Consider the following 22,484-nt stretch of genomic DNA (forward strand, 5'->3'; position numbering starts at 1 on the left):
TCATCCTCCTTTGGGCGCGGGCTGATGGTTTTATTCGGTCTTACTGCCTGGCGAGCAGGGCGTCTACGGAAGCCCGGCCACCACCGCTGAAGACCAGCGATACAGACACGGCCAGCAGTGCAAGACCAAACTCATAACCATTGTTACTCATGAACAGGCCGTTGCCGATATGCACGCTGAAGATCGCGATCAGCATGGCGAAGGCCAGGGCCGCACTGGCGGGCCGAACCAGCAGGCCGATGATCAGGGCCAGGCCGCCGAGGAATTCCGCGCCGCCGGCCATCAGGGCCATCAGGTAGCCGGGGCTGAGGCCGATGGAATCCATCCACTGGCCAGTACCTTCCAGGCCGTAACCACCAAACCAGCCAAACAGTTTCTGGGCGCCGTGGGCCACAAAGATGATGCCGACGGGGATTCTCAGTGCCAGGGCCGCCCAGCTTGAGTTGGTTGCAAATACGCGATTGATCAATTGAGTGCTCATTGTGTTCTCTCCTGTGTGGGTTCGTTGCTAAACCATGGAGTGAACTTTACTCGTCATGGTAAATGGGATAAACATGGTAAATTGATATTAACTGTCTCGGGAAATGAAACAATGGATAAGTTGTTGGAGATGCAGACCTTCGTATCTGTGGTGGATGCCAAGAGTTTTGTCGGGGCAGCTGAGGTAATGGGGGTGTCCAAAGCAGCGGCATCCCGGTATGTAAATGACCTGGAGACGCGGTTGGGCGTGAGGCTGCTGCATCGCACCACCCGTCGGCTGTCACTGACGGATGAGGGGGAGGTGTTCTATTTCCGGTGCAAGGAACTGCTGTCAGCTGTTGAGGAGGCCGAGGCGGAGTTGGATTCCCGCAGCGGTAATGCCCGCGGGCTGCTGAGAATCAATGTTCCGGTGAGTTTTGGCATTGGCCATCTCGGGCCGCTTTGGGGGGAGTTTCATCAGCGGCACCCGGATGTACAGCTGGAGGTCAGCCTGGCTGACCGGATTGTGGATATTGTCGAGGAAGGGTTTGACCTGGCTATCCGCATCGCCAGCCTGCCCAGTTCCACGCTGATCAGTCGCAAGCTGGCCTCTACCCGCATAATGTTGTGTGCTTCGCCGGACTACCTGGCAACCCACGGAACGCCGGAGCACCCGTCGGAATTGGCGGAGCACAGAATCATCGCCTACAGCAATCTGGCCACGCGTCACGACTGGCATTTTGAAGGGCCGAATGGTGCGGTGTCTGTTCGCATTCAACCCTGGCTCAACACCAACAACGGCGACACCTGTCGTGCCGTGGCGCTCAGCCATCAGGGTATTATTCTGCAACCGGATTTTCTGGTGGGCGGAGACCTGGCGGCGGGATCGCTGGTGGAAGTGATGCCGGAGTACCGTTCCATGGAGCTGGGGGTCTACGCGATTTATCCGACTCGCAAGTTTGTTGCGCCCAAGGTCAGGGCGTTGGTGGACTTTCTCAGTGAGAAGTTTTCGGGTGGCCTGCGACAGGCGCAGCCTGATCACCGGACACATCCGTGAGCGGATCAAAGCGGTAGAACCCGCAGAGGGCTTTGTACACTTCCGGCTGTTCGTCGTTCAGGTGTTTGGGTTGCTGAAAGAAGGCTTCTGTCAGCACGGCAAAGAACTCAGCCGGCTCAGTGGCACCGTACGGATCCAGCCAGCTGTGCTGGTGATGCCGGAGCGAGTGGCGCAGGTGTTCATAGGCGCGGGTCATGGTTTGCTGCCACTGCCTGGCCTGTTCGCCGCTGAGCGGAGGCGCGCCATCCGCGGTGCCGTCGAGGTAATCAAGCTGGTGTGCGAATTCATGGAGAATCACGTTGTGTTCGCCGTTTGGATTCACCGCACCTTCTTCGCATTCCGCCCAGGCCAGTACCACCTGGCCACGGCTGGAGGCTTCACCGGCACGAATCTGGTTACTGACGCTCACCACCATGCCATCGTTTTCCACATCCCTCACGTGATAGGCGTCCGGATACACCAGGATGCTGCGTACTTCATCGAAATCGCTATAGTCACGGGCCAGAATCAGCAGGCAGGCGTGACCGGCAATGGTGAGCCGGACCGTGTCATCCACATCAAAATCATCGCACCCGTAGAAGGATTTTTCCGAGAGGAACAGCTGCACCCGTTGTTCAAGCTGTTGTCGCAATGACGGGGAAAGTCTGCGGTACAGGGGCACCTGGGTATTCAGTAGTTGTCGCCATTGCTCCGGAAAGGGTCGTTGCAGTGCCCGTTCGCGGCGCCATTGCTGATAGAAGAACAGGTAGAAGACACTCAATCCGATCAGTGTTACGGCAAAAACTGTGTAGATCAGCGCTGATGACATTCCTGAGCCTGTCTGGATTATGGGGCTATGCGCATCTTACCGGAAATACGGTTTGTTTGGGGCGAACGATCGGTTAAGTGATAGAGCCTGCCCGGCTGCCCTGTAACGCAGTCAGCAATTCACCCGCATTCCAGGTTCGGGGCTGGTTTTCCCGTTCGTGCATCAGCTCCACCAGCTTCCGGTTGACGGGGGCATCCTTCCCCAGTCGTTCCGCCAGTTTCACCACTTCGCCATTGATCCAGTCGATCTCCGTCGGCCGTCCGGCCTGGAGATCTTCCCACATGGAGGAGCGGGCGACCGGGTCGATGGTCAGCATCTGTTTCGCCAACCGGGTAAACAGCCAGTCCGGCGTCGACATCAGTGGCGGAATCAGGTTCATCGGCAGGCCGGTCAGTTTGACGGTCGGGATTCCGGCGGTCTTCAGAAGTTGCAGCGTTTCACGTTGCGCCAGGGCAAGGCAGCGGCGAAAGTCCCGCTGTGATAGCTCATCCAGCAGGGGGACGCCTGAAAGCGCGTTGACCGGGTTGTTCAGGTTCAACAACAGCTTGGACCACATCACCGATTCGATGTCGGACCTCGGTTCCAGGGGTAATCCTGCCTTATCAAACCAGGGCAGGGCGGGATCGAAGGATGGATGCTGCTCTGCCATCAGGTGGCCTTCGGTACCCTGATGGAAATGCCCTGGCTGCTGCTGTAACACATTGAAAGGCACCATGCCGGCCAGTACGTTGGCTTCCGGCATTGCCTCCTGAAGGTGTGACGCGTTGGAAATTCCGTTCTGCAGGCTGACCACCGGTATGCCTGCTGGCACCCAGGGGGCGAGCTGTTTGCCCGCTTCAGACGTCGCTGCGGATTTCACTGTGACCAGAACCAGGTCCGCCTCCCGGGCGGCTTCGGCGGAGGTTACGTACCGGTTTTCGGCAAGCTGGCTGCGAAAGCTGAAGCCCTCGTAGTCGGTCACCACCAGGGGATTGGCCTGAAGCACCTCCCGCATTCCGGGTCGGCCAACCATAATCACATCAACGCCGGCGGACAGCAGCCGCCCGCCCAGATAGCAGCCGATGCTACCGGCACCAAAAATGACAACTCGGAAAGTAGTCTTCGTCACAGGGTAAGCCTTATGCTGGTTTCGTTTATTGTTTTCGTGCAAGCACGGCCATTTTGGCCTGCCTGCCCCAGTGATGCCATACTCTAATGTCTTGGCGCATCAATGAGTCTGCAGGAGGAAAAGGGATATGTCTGAGAACCCGACGGTGGTTATTACCGGTGCCAATCGTGGTATCGGCCTTGAACTGGCTCGACATTACGCGGGGCAAGGCTGCCAGGTGATTGGAATATGCCGTGAGGCCTCCGCGGAGTTGCGGGAAACGGCTGCGAAGGTCATTGAGGGCGTGGATGTCACCTTGGACGACGGTATCCGGAAGCTGGTGAGCGAACTGGAAGGCCAGACCATTGACCTGCTGATCAATAATGCCGGTCTGTTGCAGGATGAGAAGCTGGGCAGTATCGACTTCGACTCCATCCGTACCCAGATGGAAATCAATGCCTACGCACCGTTGCGTGTGGCCGAGGCGCTGGTGGGCCAGATTCCCTACGGCGGCAAGATTGCCAACATAACCAGCCGCATGGGCTCGATTGCCGACAACGATTCCGGCGGTCGTTACGGTTACCGCGCGTCAAAGGCGGCGTTGAACGCCTTTGGGAAATCCCTGGCCGTGGATCTGCAACCAAAAGGCATTGCCGTTGCCCAGTTGCACCCGGGCTATGTCAAAACCCGCATGGTGAATTTCGGTGGGCTGATCACGCCCACGGAATCCGCGAAAGGTCTGGCAGATCGAATTGAGGAACTGAACCTGGAAAACACCGGTTCGTTCTGGCACAGCAATGGGGAGCTGTTGCCCTGGTAGCAGCAGCTAGGGCGGGTGGGAAGGACGAACCCCATGAAAGACACTGAGAGGGAACCTTCAGCTCCGGAACAGCGGGGCTTGACGGGGAAGATCAATATAAGGGATGCCGCCCTGGTCGTGATTGCGACTATCGCGACGGTTTACTTCATCGACTGGGCAGAGGCCATTCTGCTGCCGCTGGTGGTTGCGGTGCTGGTTTCCTACACCCTTGACCCGCTGGTGTCTGCCCTGGAGCGGCTTCGGATTCCCCGGGCTATCGGCGCGGCTATTATCCTTTTGAGCCTGGTTGCCATGGTGTCGATCGCCAGTATCCCTCTCCAGCGTGAGGCCATGTCTATGCTGGACAAGGTGCCGTTGGCAGCCCAGAAAGTAAAACAGATACGGGCCAGCGCAGCTGTGACCGGCGAAGAGGATATGCTGGAGAAAGCAGAAAAGGCGGTCAAGGAAATAGAATCCACCGCGGAGGACGAGGAGGAGTCCGAACCCGGGGTCACACCCGTGCGAATTGTCGACGACTCCTTTAACCTCAGGAACTACCTGCTGAGGGGCTCATCATCAGCCTTGTTGCTCATATCTCAGCTGTTTTCCGTGCTGTTACTGGTGTATTTTCAGTTGTCCGTCGGCAAACTGTACCGCAGGAAAATCATACGGTTGTCCGGGCCTTCGCTTCGCCGCATGCGCAATGCAGCTCGCCTCATGAGCGAATTTCACCATCAGGTCCGGCGGTTTCTGTTCGTGATGCTGATCGGTGCCCTGTTTGTCGGCCTGGCTACCTGGATGGCATTTCTCGCGCTGGGGGTTGAAGAAGCAGGGTTGTGGGGTGTCGCGGCGGGGGTGGCCAGTGCCATTCCCTACCTGGGCCCGTTTCTGGTGTTTATCGGGTGCGGGCTGGCGGCTTTCCTTCAGTTTGGAACGCCTGATATGGCAATCATTGTTGCGGTGACGTCCCTGATTATCACCAGTATTCAGGGCAACCTGATGACACCGTGGATGACCAGCAAAGTATCCAGTCTGAACACCGTCTCGATCTTTATCGGTCTGCTGTTCTGGGGGTGGATCTGGGGACCGGTCGGGTTAATTATTGCCACTCCCATTCTGATGATCACCAAGTCTCTTTGCGATCATATCGTCAACTTACGCCCGGTGGGGGAGTTGCTGGGCAAATAGGCGTCCACTGAACGAAAAAAAGGCAGCCGAGGCTGCCTTTTTTGCTACGTATTGGCTGTTATTTACAGGCCAACTACGTTTTCCGCCTGAGGACCTTTCTGGCCTTCAGTTACGGTGAAATCAACCTGCTGGCCTTCTGCCAGAGTCTTGAAGCCGCCGCCCTGGATGGCGCTGTAGTGAACAAAAACGTCCGGGCCGCCTTCACGAGTAATAAAGCCAAAGCCTTTTGCTTCGTTGAAGAACTTAACAGTACCGGTAACAGTAGACATATTTAACTATCCTGAATTCAATTATTTAACTTGCCGTCAGATCATCGGCGTGATGACTGATCAGCGGAATGCGGAAACAAAAAACTGGCGTGGTCAAAAACAGGACGATGCACTACTAATTACAACAGAGATGCGTCTTATTGATGAAATGCTTTGCTCTATCTTTCCAACGGGACTCACTGTACCCCAGTGGGAACGGAATGCAAAGCTATTTCGTATAGGCATATACCAAGGGAGGTTGTATGAAGTATATCTTTGAAGTTCGTATCAAAGATGGCTACACCGCTGAAGACTACGCAGATGCCTGGGTACGGGCGAGTGAGCTGATCCAGCAGGCCCCCGGGGCCAGGGGAACAGAGCTGCATCGAAAGATTGGTGATCCCGACACGTTGATTGCCATCGCCACCTGGGAAAGCAAGGCGGCACGGGATGCGATGGAGTCTGACAAGAACCCTGAAATCACCGACATTATCCGTAGCGCCGCGCCGTTTGTGGAGATCCAACCGTTGGGCGAGTTTGAGGACCCAGAGTGGGTGGTCATGCCTCACGGCAAGTCGGGCCAGGAATGACATGCCATACCAGATCCTGGCCGATACGGTCCTGACGATTCATGCGGTGATCGTACTGTTTGTTGTCGGTGGGTTGGTCTTGATAATTGCCGGTAACCTCCGGGGCTGGGTGTGGGTCAATAACCTGTGGTTCCGGCTTACCCATGTGATTGCCATTGCCATAGTGGTGCTGCAGGCGTGGCTGGGGGTTCTGTGCCCGTTGACCACACTGGAGGTGTGGTTGCGTTCTCAAGCTGGTGAAGCGGGCTATTCCGGGAGTTTCGTGCAGTACTGGTTGCAGGAATTGCTCTACTACCAGGCACCAGCCTGGGTGTTCATCCTGGCCTATACGCTGTTCGGGCTGCTGGTTGTGCTGACCTGGTGGTACTGCCCACCGCGATTCCGTAGAAAGAAACACTAGAGGGCAGGGACAAGCGTCACGGATTGAATCCCTATGGGTGAATGGCGCGGGAACATGGTTTAATCTGCCCCAGACCTGAACCAGATCCCCATACAAGGAGTGCTACGTGCCAGAACTTGCGAACTATCAGAGTTTTTCCATCGAGGTATCCGACCACATCGCCCATGTGCAGTTCAGCCGCCCGGAAGCGCTGAACACCATGAACAAGGCGTTCTGGCTGGAGCTGCCACAGTGCATGCAGGATATCGAAGCCAACACCGACGCACGGGTGATCGTGATTTCGTCCACTGGCAAGCATTTCTCCGCGGGGATGGATCTGAGTGTATTCAGCGACCCAAAATCCGTACCCATGAGCGGCGATCCTGGCCGTATGGCGGAAAATCTGCGCCGGGTCGTGTTGCAGCTGCAGGACACGCTGACATCGCTGGAAAAGATCCGTCTGCCGGTACTGGCCGCTATACACGGTGGTTGCATCGGTGGTGCGCTGGATCTTGTCTGTGCGGCTGATAGCCGTTACTGCACGGAAGATGCCTATTTCACCATCAAGGAAACTGAGCTGGGTATGACAGCCGACGTCGGCACCCTTCAGCGTCTGCCCAAACTGATGCCGGAGGGCGTGGTTCGGGAGCTGGCATACACCGGGCGCAAGTTCTCGGCGGAAGAAGCCCGGAGCCTTGGGTTTGTGAACTCGGTCTATGCCGATCAGGAAGCGATGCTGGCGGCCGTGATGAAGGTGGCAGGGCAAATCGCAGCCAACTCACCGCTGGCGGTCACCGGCTGCAAGGAAATGCTGAACTACAGCCGTGATCACAGCGTGGAAGACAGCCTGAAGTATATGGCCACATGGCAGGCCGGCATGTTCCGTCCCACCGACATGATGAAATCCTTCCAGGCCAAAGCGCAGAAGCAGGCCCCCCAGTACGATGCCTTGTTCCCGGTAAAACCGCTGTTTGAGCAGTAAATGCCTATGAGAAACCGGCGCACATCCGGAATCTCCCCCATGGCAGCCCTGGTGTTCCAGGGCGCCATTGGCGTGCTCGGCCTGGCTGCCATTCTGATTTTCGATATCACGGTGCCGCTCCTGGGGCCTGGCCTATGGCTCAGCCTCGTGTACGGCGTGGTCGGTGCCTTGCTCACTTATGTCACGCTGCTTTTATTCACACAGATTCCCGGATTACTGCCGGATAATCTGGAGCGGCAGATGCAGGGGCTGTATAACTTTGCGTCCAGCTATTCGCGGACCATGCTGATTGTGCTGTCGTTACTGGCGGGCATTGGCGAGGAATTGCTGTTCCGTGGCGCGGTGCAGGGCTGGTTGCTGGAACACACCAACGCCACTGTCGCGGTACTGGTGGCTTCGGTTTTCTTTGGTCTGGTGCACTATGTGTCGTTCACCTATTTCCTGATCGCCACTGGGCTGGGGCTGATTCTGGGTGTGGCTTATGTTCTGTCTGACAGTATTGCGCTGGTCATGATCTGGCACGCGGTCTACGACATGATTGCCCTGTTTTGCCTGCTCCGTTTTCCGCGCTGGTTTGGTGTCAGGGAAGCGGGTTCCGGTCACCCGGAGCATCAGGAATAGTCGATATCTTCCCTGCCGGTACTTTTCCGGGCTTCGAAACTGGCCAGCTCAACGTTGATAGCGTTGGTTGAAATCTGTATCTCGTACAGGGAATACAGCAGCGAAAAAGACAGCAACACCAGGCTGGCGCCAAAAGCCACCACCCCGGCCAATTCAGCCCCCAGGAAGAGCAGGAACATGGAGACAGTGCAGAGGAAGAAACTGAGCACGCCGTAAGCCTGCATGCGCTTGGTCAGCACTATCCGCTTTCGCAACATACCGATCTGCCGGGCGATCAATGCATGGTCCTCTTCGGTATCCATTTGCCTGAGCTGACGAATCAGCTGCGCCAGTACCAGAAAGCGATTGGTGTACGCGAGCAACAGCAGTGAGATAGCAGGAAACAGCAGGGCGGGCGTTGTCAGATCCAATTCGTCGTCCTTTTTGAGATCAGTGCGTTAGCCGGTAATACCTGGCCATTATATGGGATTGAAATAAAGTCGGTAACTGCAAAATAGGGTTGGTAACTTTCAAGGTAAGCCGTTGATCTAATGCTGTGACAGCGTCGTGTTCAGCCACCACCCGATGTCAGTTTTTCTTACACAATACTCGCCTAATGGCGACCCCGCCAAAACCTTCCCCATAGCGTTCAGCCAGTTGCAGCGCTGGCACTGAATATGCTGCCGTATTTCCAGAGTGTCTCTTTGCGGATAAGCTAAAGGAGAGAGGCTTCATGAACCACATTCGGCAATGGTTACCGGTGATCATGGCGCTTGCAATCTCCCTGATAATGGGGGTTTCCAGCGCACTGCAGGCCGCTTCATTGATGGTCTCCACATCCCCCGATCGCAGCGCTCCCACACCTGTTGCATCCGGGCCAGTCTCGGGCGTGGTCTACGTCTTTGTGGCCGACGCTGATGATATGGACCAGGTGCGCTTCTACCTGGATAACACACTGGTTAAAACCGAGAACAACGTGCCCTGGGACTTGGAGGGTACAACCCCGGATGAACTCGCCTTGCCCTTCGACACTCACGAACTGCTGGATGGCACCTACGCCCTGAGGGCCCAGTTGAACAAGGGCGGAGTCACCGTACAAACCCTGGATGTGGGCATGCAGGTGACGAACCAGCCAGCCCCCGAGCCTGGTGATGAGGCCCAGCAGCTGCATGTCGGTTGGCAAGCGGACCCGGCCACATCGTTAAGCCTGGTTTGGTTCACCCCGGATGCATCGGTGCCGGCCATGGTGAGCTACAGAATGACCGGTGATTCCGACTGGGCTCAGGCCAGCGGTTCGCTCAATCATCAAACATCGGATGGCAGGTATCTCAAGGTTGCCCTTTCCGGGCTGATACCCGATACCCCCTATGAATTCCGCGTGGCGTTGGCGGACAGTGTGTGGAGCAAGGTCTATCAAAGCCAGACCGCGCCTGCTCCGGGGCCCCAGGATTTTGACGCAGTGTTCGTGGCGGATACCGGGCTGGTTGGCCGTACCGATGGCCTGGCAACGGGGACCGAGCAAGTGATCGCGGAGATTGCTGCCCTGTCGCCCCGGTTGGTGCTGTTGGGCGGTGACTACGTCTATTTTGATACCGACAAGCGGTTTGGCACCCTGGAACGCACCATTGCCGCCTGGTTTGATCAAATGGCGGCAGTGGCGGGGAATACGCCCATGATGCCGGTATATGGCAACCATGAGGTGGTGCTGGGTGAGGGCTTTGACACCTGGGTGCAGTACTTCCCCACGCCGGACGGCTGGAACAACCGGCGTATGTACAGTTTCGATGTTGGGGACATCCATTTCGTAGCATTATTCGGGGTAGATGAATTCCAGACCCTGCCCCAGGATGCGCTCGATTGGCTGGCCGCCGATCTGGCCGCTGCTTCCCAGCAGGGACAGCGCTGGCTGATTCCTTTCTTTCATGCGGCTCCGTTCTCCGATGGCAAGAATCATCCATCCGCCTTGACATTGCGGGGCCAACTGGGACCTGTGTTCGAAGCCGCCGGCGTGCAGGTTGTATTAACTGCCCACGACCAATCCTATGAGCGAACCTATCCGTTGGAGAACGTGCCCGCCGATAATACTCCGACATCCACTGATCGCCATTGCTATACACTGGACGATGGGGTTACCTGGCTGAAGGTGGCTCCCGGTGGCAAGCTCAGTAATATCTCCAAGGGGTTTTCCCCCTGGTCGTCATCGCCGCCACCTGACTGGACGGTTACACGGGACAATACCCTGCACCATTACGCGCATTTGACAGTGTCTTCGGCGGGGGTGCTGGATGTCGATATCCATGGTGTTGCGGGTAACGGGGCGCCGCCCCTGCGAATCGACCGGGTACGCTATACCACCCAGACCTGCGGCCCGGAATTCGCCGCCCAACCTACGCAAGTGGCGTTCAATCTGGAATCCGGGGAAGTGGAGAGCCTGGAGGTGCAACTGACGGCCGATGGCACAACCATTCCATTCGAGGTGACCCAGATACCGGGTTGGCTGTCGGTGTCCGCCGTAAGTGGCACTACGCCGGCAAACCTCCAGCTCACCGCCGACGCCCAGGGGCTGGCCGTGGGCAAGTACAGTGGGGTTCTGGAGTTCTCGGATGGGGCTGACAATGCTACCTGGTTGCCGGTGTCGCTGGTGGTTGGCTCCTCGGACTACAGCCTGTGGGTGGCCGATAACCCGCAACGGCTGTCGGCCCAGCCCCTGGAAAGCGCCGTGTTGCAGGGTAATCGCTATATCTTCACCAGCCCGGATACCGACGTCAAAAAGGTGCGCTTCTACCTGGATGACCCCACCGGAACTGGCACAGTCACCAAGACAGAGAACATAGCCCCGTTTGATCTGGGAGGAACCGCCCCGGACGACAGTGCCTACCCGTTTGACACAGAGACACTGGCCGATGGCGGCCATGCAATGGGTGCTCGCTTGTCCCTGGGCAGTGGTCTGGAAGTGCTAGTGGATTCCAGTTTCCAGGTTGCCAATGATGCGCCTCAACTGGCGGTCAGCCCGCCCAGCCTTTCGTTGCAGGTGATAGCACCGCAATCCATGGCGGAGGACAGCGTGCTGGCTCAAATGACCGACGGCCAGGTGCTGGCCTATACCGCCCAAACCAACGCAAGCTGGCTCACGGTCAGCCCGTCCTCCGGTACCCTGCCGGAAACCCTGACCGTGACCGCGCAGGTCAACGACCTGTCCCCTGGGCAGTATCATGGGCAGGTCACGGTATTGGCGGACAGCGGCGATCAGGAATCCGTGAGCGTTGACCTGTTCTATGGCCAGCAGTCCAGCTCCGGACTTCTGGTATCCCTGTCTCCGGACCGTAGCTCAGCGTTTCCGCTGGATGGCACAACCCTGTCCGGCAATGTCTATGTTTTTGTCCCCGAGGCGGCTGGCATTGAGAAGGTATCGTTCTACCTTGACGACCCCAATCGGCTAGCCAAACCGATCAAGGTGGAGGGCAATGCACCTTGGGATTTCGCGGGCACCATCCTGACGCCACCCCGCAACGCCTATCCATTTGACCTCCAGGGCCTGGACGGACAGCACCAGATCACGGCCGTGAGCAGTGACTCCTCCGGGGAAACCGTGGTGCATGGAGTGTTTAACGTTAGTCCCTAGTGAGCCCCAGGCGCCGGGCCTCATCTCTCCGGCGAAGTGTCAGGTCCCGGAATACCGCACCTATCAACAGAATGAAACCGGCCAGCTCCACAACAAACCAGTAGGAGACAAACAGGGCAAAGAACACGAGGCAAGCCCCCGCCAAGGCTATCAGGGTAGGCATGATCTGGTGATGGCGTCGTTTCCCCGCAGCCACAGCGAGCACGGTCAGCGCCGTAAAGACCCCGATGCCTAGGGAGCTGCCGGAAGGCAGTCTGGCGATCATGTCTCCCGGGGATCCGATGTACGGCTATACCGAGGGAGAGGTGGTTATCCAGCTCCACGGAATCGGCCCCTGGGGCATTGAATACCTGAATCCCGAAGATGATCCTCGCCAATGATGAATGGCAACAGTAACGCGGGGAAGGGAGTAACGGCTATCGATCAAGGGGGCTGGCCGACTGGATAGCCGTGGTCAGGCGGTCCATAACACCGCCGCTATGGCGCCAGAAATGCCAGTAGAGCCGCACTTCCAGGGATTGGCCGGGGGCGATGTTGACCAGTTGTCCCGTGTCCAGTTCCTGTTGCACCTGGGCCTGGGGGATCATGCCGTACCCCATCCCCGCCAGGGCCAGCTTCACGAAGCCTTCCGAGGACGGGCAGAGATGGTGGGGCACCGGGCCGTGGTAGCCGCACTGGGCGAGAAAGCGGTGCTGAAGCTGATCATTGGGGCCGAACACAATCGCCGGGGCGGATTCGAGATTGCCAGCCGTAAAGCCGCTGGAGAAATACCGCTGAACATATGCCGGCGTGGCCAGTGGCAGGTAGGTCATCGTGCCGACTGGCACGCAGCGGGCACCGGCGACCGGTTGTGGGCTGCTGCACAGGCAGGCGGCAACATCGCCTTCGCGCATGCGGCGCAGGCCAATGTCCTGATCTTCGATCACCATATCCAGTAGCAGTGCTTCCTCTGCGCAGAATTCGCCAATAGCCGTCGCCCACCAGGTGGCGAGACTGTCCGCGTTCAGGGCAATGCGGAGCCTTGCCGTTGGCTCCGAAAGTGCCGGAATGGAACCGGCCAGATCCCGTTCCAGCAGTTGCACCTGCTGCACATGGTTCAGCAGCCTCTGACCGGCAGGAGTGGCCTTGATAACCGGGCTACGAATCAGAACGGGCTGGCCAAGCCGGATTTCCAATGTGCGCAGGCGCTGGGACACCGCTGATTGACTGAGTCCCAGGGCCCCGCCGGCACGTTCAAAACCACCGCATTCGATCACTGTGGCGAGGGCTTCCAGGAGTTTGTAATCGATCATAAGAAAAACTGATGCAGCATTATGAATATGAATTTCCAGTATAGCGGTAACCCGGTAATCTTGCGCTATTGGATAAGGAGGTTTAAACGTGCTGGAGAGTTACCTGACCGGTTTGATTGTGTGCGGTGGCATCATTGTCGCCATCGGAGCCCAGAATGCCTACGTGCTGAGCCAGGCGATCCGCAGGGAGCACCATTGGTGGTCAGCCAGCTTGTGCATGGCGGCGGATGTCACCCTGTTTACCCTGGGTATGTTCGGTGTCAGCGCTGCGCTGATGGCCATGCCCCAGGCCCTGGAAATCCTGCGCTGGCTCGGGGTGGTGTTCCTCGGTTGGCTGGCTATCCAGGCCTTCGTTCGCGCCGGTCGGGGCAGGGTGGCTCTGGAAGTCGGAGAAGTGACAAAACGAAGCCTGAAGGGCGTGCTGTTCACCACGCTGGCGGTTACTTTGCTGAACCCTCAGGTGTATCTCGATACCCTGGTGTTGATACCGGCGGTGGGTGCGCAGCAGGAAGACGCCACCACTTTTGTCGCTGGCGCCAGCAGTGCGTCGATTCTCTGGTTCGGGCTGCTGGCATGGAGCGGATCGGCGCTGGCGCCGGTTCTGTCTCGGCCGATGGCCTGGCGCGTGATTGATGGTGTTATTGGCCTGATGATGGCGGGTATTGCGGTGCACCTTGCCGTAAATGGTGGTCTGTAGGATTCATGGGGGCGGTCAGAAACGGATAGCCAGCCCGGCACCCGCCTCAACCTGCAAATACCCGCTGCTTTCAAACCGGACGTTGCAGCCGCCGGAGCAGAACACCGAGCCACCGCTGTCGAGCACGGTGTAGATTCCACGCAGGTCCAGTCGCAACAGGACCTGGTCGGTCACCGGGAACTTGTATCCGCCGCCCAGTGTCAGTGATGCCCGATGGTGGGTGTCCAGACCGGAAGGTTTGGGGTCGAGCCGGGTCACGCCTGCCACGCCTGAAATAAAACCGCCGGTGGTTGTGCCGCCGGGGAAATAAAGTCCGCCAAATTGCAGCTGGTAGAGGGTGATATCCACCCGGTCACGGGGCGGCGACAATAACCCCTGCGGAATGTCGGCCGTTGTGTCCTGCCTCCCCACGTACAGTTCCAGCTGCTTGCCCGGTTCCTGCAAATCGATGTTTACCAACAAGCCCTGACTTACCGTGTCATCCAGCTTCACTCGGCTTTCGGAATCGTCGGTGTCGTTTCTGGTGTCGAATTCACCCCCCATTCGGAAGCCGACAAACGGCGTGAGCTCCACCTCCGCTGCAGCCGGCATGGCCAATGGAAGCAGAGCCAGGTAACAGCACAGGGATCGGGTGAGAGTCATGGGCTCATTGCTCCGGCGTCAGTCAAAGCGTCGGGCCTGGGTAAAACGACCCTTCCAGTAATAACCGTTCATGGACGACTGGGTCACGCCGATTGAGGTGGAGGCATGGATAAATCGGTCGTCACCCATGTAAATGCCGGCGTGTTGTTCCTTGCCGCCAATGCGGAAAAAGACGAGATCGCCAGGCTGTATATTTCCGGGGTGCACGGCATCGCCGCTGGCCAGCATTTGTGAGGTGGTTCTGGGTAGTTGCTTGCCCAGTCCTTCCTGATAGGCCGTCAGGATGAAGCCGGAACAGTCGAAACCATTGGAGGAAGTGCCGCCGTACTGATAGGGCGTGCCCCGGTAGCGCTCGAATACCTGCCAGAGCTTTTGCGCTTTGCCGGATTCCTGTGCCGCAGCCGTCGGCGAGGACAAGGGCGCGTCGGCCGTGCTTCCGGGCAAGCTCTGATGGCTGGCGCACCCGCCCAGGGCAAGGGCTGATATGACCAGGATGAGGATGTATCGGAACGATTCACGCATATTGAAACTCAGACCCGCCTGTTCTGTGTTCCAACTGTATTATTCCTTCGATCGGATGTCAGGTTACGGTTTGGAATGCCGTGCCGGATCAGTGGGTGGATTTACCTCCCGGCGCGGCAAGCACTTCCGACGCCGGGTTCTTCTCCAGGATCCGGTCGGCATCCAGGGAGGCAATGGGTACCCGGGTGTCCCTTGGGACATCGCCGGTTAACTGCAGCTCCAGATAACGCATCGCGCAGACCCGCAGGAACGAGGTGAAATTCCCCAGGTCATGCCCTGCATCGATGGACTCGTGATACAGCCTGGTGATCATCTGGGGCAGGTTCATGCCGTCCCGTTCGGCCAGTTCGGCGAGGACATGCCAGAAGGCATTTTCCATGCGAACGCTGGTTACCATCCCGTCGATACGAAGGGAGTGGGTCTTGCTGACCCACAGCTCGGGGTCGGCGTTGATGAAGAGCTTGCACATGGGCGTTTCCGGCTCTGTGTCCAATGGGGCCGGAATTCCAGCCCCATTGGCTTAGTTGTCCAGTAACTTGAAAAACTGCGCCAGCCAGGCCGGATGGGCGGGCCAGGCGGGTGCTGTTACCAGATTAGCATCGGTGACAGCCTGATCAACCTCAATGCTGGCAAACCGGCCTCCGGCGAGTTCAACTTCCGGCTGACAGGCAGGGTAGGCCGAGCACTCGCGGCCTTTCAGGACGCCTGCGGCCGCTAACAGTTGCGCGCCGTGACAGATGGCGGCAACCGGTTTTTCCGTGTCGAAAAAGTGTCGTACCAGATTCTTCACATCGTCGTTCAGCCGCAAATATTCCGGGGCGCGTCCGCCGGGAACCACCAGAGCGTCGTAATCCGCCGGGTTGATTCCCTCGAAATCGGCATTCAGGGCAAAACGGTGGCCGGGTTTCTCGGTGTAGGTCTGGTCACCCTCGAAATCGTGGATGGCGGTGGCGACGGTATCGCCGGCTTTCTTGTCCGGGCAGACGGCATGAACCGTGTGACCGACTGCCTGCAGCGCCTGGAAAGGCACCATGGTTTCGTAGTCTTCGGTGAAGTCACCGGTAATCATCAGAATTTTCTTTCCGCTCATGACTATCTCCTTGTGATTGTCCTGCCAGGTCAGGAAACAGTAGCAGCGGTGCCCGGCGAGCGGGTATTAACGGGATACTACAGGCTCATGTCTGTTGCGGTTTGTTGGTCCTGTCTGTCTTGGCGGACTATGCTTGGAATAGGACCGGCGATGTTTGCAGGTGCTGTACTGACCAGGTCACAGAAGGAGGCGGGCGTTGCAAATAGCCTACAGGGCCCGGGATATTACCGAGGCGCACATTGTGGCCGGCCTGCTTGAGGCCAACGGCATCGAAACCTACGTGGGTGGCCACTATCTTCAGGGGGCCATGGGAGAAATCGGAGCTGCCGGTTTCAGCAACGTTCATGTGGAGGACGAAGACCTTTACCGTGCGCGGCAACTGGTCACCGAATACGAATCAACCCGCCACGGATACGTCGCGACCGAGGATGATGACGACCGCCCGGACTTTTACGCGCGCTGGTTTCTGTTGGTGTTAGCCGTTCTCGGGTGGTTGCTGTTCAATCTTTACTAGGAGATTAATTTCCCAGACAACTGATCCATGGGTTATGATAACTCGTACACGAGGTAATCGTGAGTGAGTTAATTATGAAAGAACTGAAATCGTCACAGTCATGCGAGCCGGGAAGTGAGCTGCTGAAGTTGGACAGGCAGATGTGCTTTGCCCTGTATTCCGCCTCGCTGGCCATGACCAAACTTTATAAACCGGTGCTGTCTGACCTTGGCCTGACTTATCCCCAATACCTGGTGATGCTGGTGCTTTGGGAACAGGACGGCATCACGGTGTCGGCGCTGAAAGAGCGTCTTCACCTGGATTACGGCACCTTGACGCCATTGATCAAACGTCTGGAAAAACAGGAATTGCTGACCCGTACCCGGCCGCCGGAAGACGAGCGGCAGGTGCTGATCCATCTCACGGCCAGTGGCCACAGCCTGAGGGAAAGGGCGCAACCGGTGCCCGAGCATGTGGCCGAGGCATCCGGCTGCTCCCTGGCCGAACTGGAGGACCTGAAGAACCAGCTCAACGCACTCAGGCAACGATTGCACAGTCATCTTGAATCCGGGCCAGCCTGAACGCCGCTCATTCCGAGTGGCATGTCAGAGGTCCGCCCACAGCGAAAAGGAGAAAACCATGTCAATTGAACAAGTCGCTTACCGAGCCAGCGCAGAAGCAACCGGTGGTCGTGACGGCCGCGCTATTTCATCCGATGGCATCCTGGATGTGGAACTGACGACGCCGAAGGAACTGGGTGGCGCCGGCGGCAAGGGCACCAACCCGGAGCAGCTGTTTGCTGCCGGCTACTCCGCCTGTTTCATCGGAGCCATGAAGTTCGTGGCCGGTCGTGACAAGCTCAAGATGCCAGAGGATGCCTCTATTGAGGGTGTCGTGGGCATTGGCCAGATTCCGGGTGGCTTTGGTATTGAAGTCGAACTGCGTATCAGCCTGCCGGGTATGGACGATGCTGAGGCAAAGAAGCTGATCGACGAGGCCCACAAGGTGTGTCCGTACTCCAATGCCACACGTGGCAACATCGACGTGACCCTCAACCGGGTTGCCTGAGCCACTTCCCATGAGCCGTTTGTTTTTCGGGTTGGAAATTCCAACCGGCATCAAACAGCGTTTGCTCGGGGTGATTGCGCCGGTTTCCGGCGCAAAATGGCAAAGCCCTGAGCAATTGCATATCACCTTGCTGTTCCTGGGAGATGTTGAGCAGGGCAGGACAGCATCACTGTGCGATGCCGTTCGAGATATCCCGGTAGAGGCTTTTGAGCTTGAGGTGACCGGTCTCGGCTGTTTCGGTCAGCCCCGTAGCCCGAGAAACCTATGGGCGGGCGTGCAACCGCCGGAACCCGTAGCGGCGCTGCATGGCGCTCTCAAGACCAGAATGGCAGGCCTCGGGATTGCGCCGGAGAGCCGACCGTTTCGCCCCCATATCACCCTGGCGAGATTTAAAAAACAGCGGGGATCGGTGGAGGCATTGCTGGAAGATCATCGCGATTCGGTTTTCGGGCAGTTTGCGGTTTCCGAGATTCTTCTGCTTGAAAGCAATCAGGGACCCAGCGGATCCGTCTACTCGGTGGTCGAACGCTTTCCATTGGCTGACCCGCCCTGACCGATTTCCCTTGACGAAAACCCATCTGGCCACCATAGATGAAGGCATATCAACGCCTTTTCCGAGGTTTCTATGTGCCCGCCGTTTTCCGATCCTGATCTGCGTCTGTTTGTGCGTAATGCCACGCTGGCGGATATTCCCGGCATCATCCAGCTCAGCCGCCGTGTCTATGAAGGCACCGGCATGTATGGCTACACCAAGGGGCCGCTGACCGGGCAGATCAACACCTTTCCGGATGGTCAGTTTGTCGCCATGCTGGGGGATACCGTGGTGGGTTACTGCGCGACTTTCCGCATTGCTGAAGAGGTCGCCCTGGCAGCCCATGACTGGACTTCCATCACCGGTAATGGCTATGCCTCCCGGCACGACCCGGAAGGTGACTGGCTGTACGGCATGGAAGTGTGTGTGGATCCTGAGTGCCGCGGATACCGTATTGGCGAGCGGCTGTACAACGAACGCAAGCAGTTATGCCAGACGCTGAAACTGCAGGGTGTGGTGTTTGCCGGTCGCCTGCCCAGCCTGCGGCAGCGGCTGAAAAAGTTTGGCAGTGTTGAAGATTACGTTGAAGCCATCAGGAGCAAGGAACAAAAGGATCCGGTGCTATCCTTTCAACTCCTTCAGGGCTTCGAGGTGCACGGAATCATTCCTCATTATCTGGATGCCGATCATGATTCCATGGGCTATGGTGTCCACCTGGTCTGGCGTAATCCGACAGTATCCCGGAACAGCGACAACGAACAACGCAAACGGTATGGCCAGCGTATGCGGGATACCGTGCGTATCGGCACGGTTCAGTACCAGCAAAGGCCGGTGGCTTCGTTTGATGAATTCAGTGAAATTGTCCGTTACTTCGTGGATGTCGTATCCACCTACAAGGGCGATTTCGTGGTGTTTCCTGAGCTTTTCACTCTCCAGCTGCTTTCCATTGAAGCCCGTAAGGGCAGCCCTGCAGAGGCGTTTGCAGCAGTCACCCACTATGCGGAACGCTACCGGGAACTGATGCGGGATCTGTCCCTGCGCCACAACATCAATATTGTCGCCGGCTCCACCCCTGTGCGCGAAGATGATGGCGCCATTCGGAACATGGCCCATGTGTTTCTCAGGGACGGCCAGGTCTTTACCCAGCCCAAAATTCACCCCACTCCCAACGAGGCCTTTTGGTGGAACGTGAAGGGAGGCAATCGGGTCAGCGCCATCGAGACTGACTGCGGCACCATAGGTGTACTGATCTGCTACGACGCGGAATTTCCGGAACTGACCCGGCACCTGGTGGATCAGGGTGTCCACATCATCTTTGTGCCGTTCTGTACGGACGAGCGCCAGAGTTACCTGCGGGTGCGTTATTGCTGTCAGGCGCGGGCCGTGGAGAATCAGGTGTATGTGGTGATGTCCGGTAATGTTGGCAACCTGCCGAAGGTACCGAACATGGAAATCCAGTACGGTCAGAGCTGTATTCTTACTCCCTGTGATTTCCCGTTTGCCCGGGATGGCATCGCGGCAGACACCGAACCCAATGTTGAGACAGTGGCCTTTGCTGATTTGAGACCGGAGGTGCTGCTCACTGCTCGCAACAGTGGTACCGTAAAAAACCTTCAGGATCGCCGTCACGACCTCTACAGCGTGACCTGGCGTGGTGAATAGCCGGAACCGACAGGAGCGTTGTTTTGCCATTTGATGGCCCCATGCCATGGAAGCGATGGATCTACCTTGCAGTCCTGGTGCTATTTGCCCTGACAGCGCAGCCTGCGTTCGGAGCAGGCTGGTCGCTGATGCTGCAGCAGGGGCAGATCGGACTGACGCTGCCGGACATTCATTCGGGCGGCTGGGCTGTGACCGGAATTCGCGCTGATGTGGTCACCGCCGTCGAGGCAGACAATCGCGCGGCGACCGTCCATTTCAGGCCCGGGTCCCGGTTGCGGGCGGCGGGTATTGTTCAGGACGCCGGCGACACACCGGTTCAACTCACTGATGTCCGTGTGGACCTGAGGGGCGTCACACTGACAGTGAACCTCGGGGGCATTGGGCCCTTGGCGGAGCGAAGCACCTTGGCCGGTCCGGTGGTTATCGAGGTCGGTGCGCTGCAGCATCCGCGCCTGAAACGTCAGGGCTGGCGATTTGAGGGCGTGGTGAATGGCCCCGTGACGGATCTGCGGGCTGAAGGTCAGGTGCGGTCTGATTCCGGTCTGGTTGCTGATGTGACGGTGAGAAACGTACCGGGCGAATATTTGGCTGCCCGTGCTACTGCGAAGGTTGATGGGGATAAGGGCAGTAAGGCCATGGCCGGTACCCTCGCTGACTGGCCGGAGCTTCTGGAGCTGCATGCGGGGCAGGTGCAGGCCGAAGCGGAATTTCGCACGGAACCCGGCACCCCGTTGGCACTCCATGGCCAGTTGAATTTCGACGGCGTTGGCGGGGTCATGGATCGTACTGCGATATCCGATCTGAACGGACGACTGCTGGTCAGTCTGGAACGGGGCTCACTGTTCGCCCGCTTTCGCGACGTGACTATCGGTCAGATCAACTCCGGAATTGGCATCGGCTCTGTTCGTTTTCTGGCAGACTACGAGGCACCGCAATCGGACGCCCTTGCGGGCGTTCTTAATCTTCAACAGGCAACCGCCGGGTTTCTGGATGGCCGCCTGAGAGTGGCGCCAGGCGCCATTGATCTCTCCACCAAGCCCTGGCAGGTACCCGTTGATGTCTATGACGTCTCCCTGGCGCGCTTGCTGCAGGTGTATCCGACCGAAGGCCTGGAAGGAACCGGAGCGCTCAGTGGCCGTATTCCGGTTCTGATCAGTGACGCCGGCATCAAGGTTGAGCAGGGCAAGATCTCTGCCAGCGCTCCGGGTGGTGTACTGGAACTCCCGGCTGAACGGCTTCAGGCGATGCTTGGCAGCAGTGAGGCTATGACCCTGGTGGTGGAAGCTTTGCAAAACTTTCACTATTCGGTGCTGAAGAGCACGATAGACTACGATGAAAAGGGCAAGCTTGTGCTTGATCTGAGTCTCGAAGGGGAAAATCCGGAGGTCAGGGGCGGGCAACCGGTGGTGCTCAATATCAGTCTTGAAGAAGACATTCCCGCCCTGTTAACCAGCCTTCAGCTGAGTGGCAGGGTGAACGAAGCCGTGACCGAACGCGTTCGGGAGCGACTGCAACAATCCGGGCAGGAGGCAGTGCCATGACGAATGTAGCGCGGTCGCACCGATCGCTTATGGTGAGAGCATTGATGATACTGATGCTGCCACTGGCGTTGTACGCTTGTACGCCAACGGTGCAGATGGCCGCACCCAAAGAACCGATTACCGTAAACCTGAACGTCAAGATCCAGCACGAAATCTACGTCAAAGTGGACAAGGAAGTGGATGAACTGTTCAGTGAGCAAGGGTTGTTCTGAGCGAAGCCGGATATTCCAAGGGGTTGATAATGAAACGATTGATACAACTGGGTGCGTTCATTCTTGCGATCGGCATGAGTCTGCCCGCGCTCGCCATGGGGCTGGATGAAGCCAAGCAGAAACTGGAATCCGTCAAGCAGCAGGGTCTGGTGGGTGAGACGCCGACAGGCTACCTGGATGTGGTTCGTGCCGACGGCCAAGCCCGCGAGGTGGTCGAAGCCATCAATAGTGCCCGCAGGGACGAATACACCCGCATTGCCGAAAAACACGATATTCCGGTTACCCAGGTGGAAACCGTGGCGGGAAAGAAGGCGATCGACAAAACGCCCTCCGGCCAGTTCGTGTTGATTGAGGGGCAGTGGGTGAAAAAGTAGGGCCCTGGCAGCTATTGTGGAAGGATGCTGGATTGCCTCCTCCTACATGTTAGGAGGTGATGCCACATTGAACCAGTAATCTTCCATGACCTGGACAATCTTGACCAGGCCGTCGAACCGCAGAGGCATACGGATAACCGATGCTGCTCCCAGTTGGTAAAGCTGTGGGGTATTCGAGGCCATATCGTGGGGAGAAAAAACGATAACAGGAATGGCCTTGATCACAGGCGTGCGTTTGACGCGAGCGAGAATGTCGGCGCATGCCACGCTTTCTCCAGCCTGGGCAATCATTAGCAGATTTGGAAGTAACGCGTGATCGATATTGCGGCCCGCACTGACTGAGTCGATCACTTCGAAAAACTGGTCTGCGTCTCTAAAGATCAGGAGTTCATGCCCGATAGAGTTGGCCTGCAGGGCATCACAAAGCTCCTCCCTTTCTTCGTCGCCGGGAGCGAGAAGAGCAACTTTGAACGGTTTCTTATCGGGAGAGGGCTCCTTTCGGCTATCGTTCATCGGACCGGTGGGCATGTTCATTGACGC

29 protein-coding genes are annotated in these 22,484 nt (G+C 57.8%); 17 read left to right on the forward strand and 12 right to left on the reverse strand.

Features of this window, described 5'->3' with window-relative positions; translation table 11 throughout:
• Window positions 1–40: 40 nt before the first annotated feature.
• Complete coding sequence (locus ACQUWM_RS06605) at window positions 41–481, reverse strand: DoxX family protein (RefSeq protein WP_428921581.1); 441 nt, start codon at window positions 479–481, stop codon at window positions 41–43.
• Between the two features lie 111 nt (window positions 482–592).
• Here ACQUWM_RS06605 and ACQUWM_RS06610 point away from each other — a divergent pair, with 111 nt between their 5' ends.
• Window positions 593–1,516: a LysR family transcriptional regulator gene (locus tag ACQUWM_RS06610; RefSeq protein ID WP_428921582.1), complete on the forward strand. Its 924-nt coding sequence runs from the start codon at window positions 593–595 to the stop codon at window positions 1,514–1,516.
• Here the strand turns inward: ACQUWM_RS06610 and ACQUWM_RS06615 are convergent.
• Both ACQUWM_RS06615 and ACQUWM_RS06620 read right to left on the reverse strand, forming a co-directional pair.
• Window positions 1,455–2,324: a zinc-dependent peptidase gene (locus ACQUWM_RS06615; protein WP_428921583.1), complete on the reverse strand. Its 870-nt coding sequence runs from the start codon at window positions 2,322–2,324 to the stop codon at window positions 1,455–1,457. The genes ACQUWM_RS06610 and ACQUWM_RS06615 overlap by 62 nt on opposite strands.
• 73 nt (window positions 2,325–2,397) lie before the next feature.
• Window positions 2,398–3,432, reverse strand: coding sequence for a 2-dehydropantoate 2-reductase (locus tag ACQUWM_RS06620; RefSeq protein ID WP_428921584.1), 1,035 nt, complete (start codon window positions 3,430–3,432; stop codon window positions 2,398–2,400).
• Between the two features lie 127 nt (window positions 3,433–3,559).
• Between ACQUWM_RS06620 and ACQUWM_RS06625 the strand changes: the two genes are divergently transcribed.
• Together ACQUWM_RS06625 and ACQUWM_RS06630 are read left to right on the forward strand one after the other, a co-directional pair.
• The gene (locus tag ACQUWM_RS06625) at window positions 3,560–4,231 is read left to right on the forward strand and encodes an SDR family oxidoreductase (RefSeq protein ID WP_428921585.1); all 672 of its coding nucleotides are present in this window, start codon (window positions 3,560–3,562) and stop codon (window positions 4,229–4,231) included.
• Between the two features lie 33 nt (window positions 4,232–4,264).
• Complete coding sequence (locus tag ACQUWM_RS06630) at window positions 4,265–5,398, forward strand: AI-2E family transporter (RefSeq protein WP_407002015.1); 1,134 nt, start codon at window positions 4,265–4,267, stop codon at window positions 5,396–5,398.
• Window positions 5,399–5,460: 62 nt separating this feature from the next.
• On the opposite strand, the gene ACQUWM_RS06635 is transcribed toward ACQUWM_RS06630, so the two are convergent.
• The gene (locus ACQUWM_RS06635) at window positions 5,461–5,667 is read right to left on the reverse strand and encodes a cold-shock protein (RefSeq protein ID WP_406988534.1); all 207 of its coding nucleotides are present in this window, start codon (window positions 5,665–5,667) and stop codon (window positions 5,461–5,463) included.
• A 242-nt stretch (window positions 5,668–5,909) separates the two neighbouring features.
• Between ACQUWM_RS06635 and ACQUWM_RS06640 the strand changes: the two genes are divergently transcribed.
• The 4 genes from ACQUWM_RS06640 to ACQUWM_RS06655 all read left to right on the forward strand — a co-directional run bounded on the left by ACQUWM_RS06640 (window position 5,910) and on the right by ACQUWM_RS06655 (window position 8,218).
• On the forward strand, window positions 5,910–6,236 hold the full coding sequence (locus ACQUWM_RS06640; protein WP_407002013.1) for an antibiotic biosynthesis monooxygenase family protein: 327 nt from the start codon (window positions 5,910–5,912) through the stop codon (window positions 6,234–6,236).
• 1 nt (window position 6,237) lies between these two features.
• Complete coding sequence (locus ACQUWM_RS06645; RefSeq protein ID WP_428921586.1) at window positions 6,238–6,636, forward strand: DUF2784 domain-containing protein; 399 nt, start codon at window positions 6,238–6,240, stop codon at window positions 6,634–6,636.
• A 106-nt stretch (window positions 6,637–6,742) separates the two neighbouring features.
• Entirely contained in the window at window positions 6,743–7,597 is an 855-nt protein-coding gene (locus ACQUWM_RS06650; protein WP_407002011.1) for a crotonase/enoyl-CoA hydratase family protein, read from the forward strand.
• Entirely contained in the window at window positions 7,598–8,218 is a 621-nt protein-coding gene (locus ACQUWM_RS06655; RefSeq protein ID WP_428921587.1) for a lysostaphin resistance A-like protein, read from the forward strand.
• Here ACQUWM_RS06655 and ACQUWM_RS06660 read toward each other — a convergent pair.
• Window positions 8,209–8,628, reverse strand: a complete 420-nt coding sequence (locus ACQUWM_RS06660) for a DUF2721 domain-containing protein (protein WP_407002009.1) — start codon at window positions 8,626–8,628, stop codon at window positions 8,209–8,211. The two genes, ACQUWM_RS06655 and ACQUWM_RS06660, sit on opposite strands and share 10 nt — an antisense overlap.
• A gap of 302 nt (window positions 8,629–8,930) precedes the next feature.
• Between ACQUWM_RS06660 and ACQUWM_RS06665 the strand changes: the two genes are divergently transcribed.
• Window positions 8,931–11,819 (forward strand): BACON domain-containing protein, encoded by a 2,889-nt coding sequence (locus tag ACQUWM_RS06665; RefSeq protein ID WP_428921588.1) that lies wholly within the window; start codon window positions 8,931–8,933, stop codon window positions 11,817–11,819.
• Here the strand turns inward: ACQUWM_RS06665 and ACQUWM_RS06670 are convergent.
• Window positions 11,809–12,084 (reverse strand): MerC family mercury resistance protein, encoded by a 276-nt coding sequence (locus tag ACQUWM_RS06670; protein ID WP_428921589.1) that lies wholly within the window; start codon window positions 12,082–12,084, stop codon window positions 11,809–11,811. The genes ACQUWM_RS06665 and ACQUWM_RS06670 overlap by 11 nt on opposite strands.
• 151 nt (window positions 12,085–12,235) lie before the next feature.
• The gene (locus ACQUWM_RS06675; protein ID WP_428921590.1) at window positions 12,236–13,111 is read right to left on the reverse strand and encodes a LysR family transcriptional regulator ArgP; all 876 of its coding nucleotides are present in this window, start codon (window positions 13,109–13,111) and stop codon (window positions 12,236–12,238) included.
• Between the two features lie 88 nt (window positions 13,112–13,199).
• On the opposite strand from ACQUWM_RS06675, the gene ACQUWM_RS06680 reads away from it, so the two are divergent.
• A complete protein-coding gene (locus ACQUWM_RS06680; protein WP_428921591.1) occupies window positions 13,200–13,808 on the forward strand; it encodes a LysE/ArgO family amino acid transporter in 609 nt (202 codons plus the stop codon).
• 15 nt (window positions 13,809–13,823) lie between these two features.
• Here the strand turns inward: ACQUWM_RS06680 and ACQUWM_RS06685 are convergent, their stop codons facing one another.
• The 4 genes from ACQUWM_RS06685 to ACQUWM_RS06700 form a co-directional block, all read right to left on the reverse strand.
• A complete protein-coding gene (locus ACQUWM_RS06685) occupies window positions 13,824–14,450 on the reverse strand; it encodes a hypothetical protein (protein ID WP_428921592.1) in 627 nt (208 codons plus the stop codon).
• A gap of 18 nt (window positions 14,451–14,468) precedes the next feature.
• Window positions 14,469–14,972: a C40 family peptidase gene (locus tag ACQUWM_RS06690; RefSeq protein ID WP_428921593.1), complete on the reverse strand. Its 504-nt coding sequence runs from the start codon at window positions 14,970–14,972 to the stop codon at window positions 14,469–14,471.
• 88 nt (window positions 14,973–15,060) lie between these two features.
• On the reverse strand, window positions 15,061–15,441 hold the full coding sequence (locus ACQUWM_RS06695; protein ID WP_407001999.1) for a ribbon-helix-helix domain-containing protein: 381 nt from the start codon (window positions 15,439–15,441) through the stop codon (window positions 15,061–15,063).
• A 51-nt stretch (window positions 15,442–15,492) separates the two neighbouring features.
• Window positions 15,493–16,062 (reverse strand): DJ-1/PfpI family protein, encoded by a 570-nt coding sequence (locus ACQUWM_RS06700; RefSeq protein WP_407001998.1) that lies wholly within the window; start codon window positions 16,060–16,062, stop codon window positions 15,493–15,495.
• Window positions 16,063–16,258: 196 nt separating this feature from the next.
• Between ACQUWM_RS06700 and ACQUWM_RS06705 the strand changes: the two genes are divergently transcribed.
• The 8 genes from ACQUWM_RS06705 to ACQUWM_RS06740 all read left to right on the forward strand — a co-directional run bounded on the left by ACQUWM_RS06705 (window position 16,259) and on the right by ACQUWM_RS06740 (window position 21,944).
• Window positions 16,259–16,576, forward strand: coding sequence for a DUF2007 domain-containing protein (locus tag ACQUWM_RS06705; RefSeq protein WP_406988556.1), 318 nt, complete (start codon window positions 16,259–16,261; stop codon window positions 16,574–16,576).
• A gap of 74 nt (window positions 16,577–16,650) precedes the next feature.
• A complete protein-coding gene (locus ACQUWM_RS06710) occupies window positions 16,651–17,136 on the forward strand; it encodes a MarR family winged helix-turn-helix transcriptional regulator (RefSeq protein WP_428921594.1) in 486 nt (161 codons plus the stop codon).
• 58 nt (window positions 17,137–17,194) lie between these two features.
• Complete coding sequence (locus ACQUWM_RS06715) at window positions 17,195–17,623, forward strand: organic hydroperoxide resistance protein (protein ID WP_407001996.1); 429 nt, start codon at window positions 17,195–17,197, stop codon at window positions 17,621–17,623.
• 10 nt (window positions 17,624–17,633) lie between these two features.
• Window positions 17,634–18,176 (forward strand): RNA 2',3'-cyclic phosphodiesterase, encoded by a 543-nt coding sequence (gene thpR, locus ACQUWM_RS06720; protein WP_428921595.1) that lies wholly within the window; start codon window positions 17,634–17,636, stop codon window positions 18,174–18,176.
• A 72-nt stretch (window positions 18,177–18,248) separates the two neighbouring features.
• On the forward strand, window positions 18,249–19,817 hold the full coding sequence (locus tag ACQUWM_RS06725; RefSeq protein WP_428921596.1) for a nitrilase-related carbon-nitrogen hydrolase: 1,569 nt from the start codon (window positions 18,249–18,251) through the stop codon (window positions 19,815–19,817).
• A gap of 41 nt (window positions 19,818–19,858) precedes the next feature.
• Window positions 19,859–21,358, forward strand: coding sequence for an intermembrane phospholipid transport protein YdbH family protein (locus ACQUWM_RS06730; RefSeq protein ID WP_428921597.1), 1,500 nt, complete (start codon window positions 19,859–19,861; stop codon window positions 21,356–21,358).
• A 29-nt stretch (window positions 21,359–21,387) separates the two neighbouring features.
• Window positions 21,388–21,570 carry a YnbE family lipoprotein gene (locus ACQUWM_RS06735; RefSeq protein ID WP_407002057.1) on the forward strand — a complete coding sequence of 61 codons (183 nt, stop codon included), beginning with the start codon at window positions 21,388–21,390 and terminating at the stop codon, window positions 21,568–21,570.
• Window positions 21,571–21,599: 29 nt separating this feature from the next.
• Window positions 21,600–21,944 (forward strand): YdbL family protein, encoded by a 345-nt coding sequence (locus ACQUWM_RS06740; RefSeq protein WP_407001992.1) that lies wholly within the window; start codon window positions 21,600–21,602, stop codon window positions 21,942–21,944.
• A gap of 42 nt (window positions 21,945–21,986) precedes the next feature.
• Here the strand turns inward: ACQUWM_RS06740 and ACQUWM_RS06745 are convergent, their stop codons facing one another.
• Window positions 21,987–22,478 carry a hypothetical protein gene (locus tag ACQUWM_RS06745; protein WP_428921598.1) on the reverse strand — a complete coding sequence of 164 codons (492 nt, stop codon included), beginning with the start codon at window positions 22,476–22,478 and terminating at the stop codon, window positions 21,987–21,989.
• Window positions 22,479–22,484 lie beyond the last annotated feature (6 nt).

Origin of the sequence: Marinobacter sp. DUT-3, assembly GCF_050379435.1 — a bacterium.
Lineage (GTDB): Bacteria > Pseudomonadota > Gammaproteobacteria > Pseudomonadales > Oleiphilaceae > Marinobacter.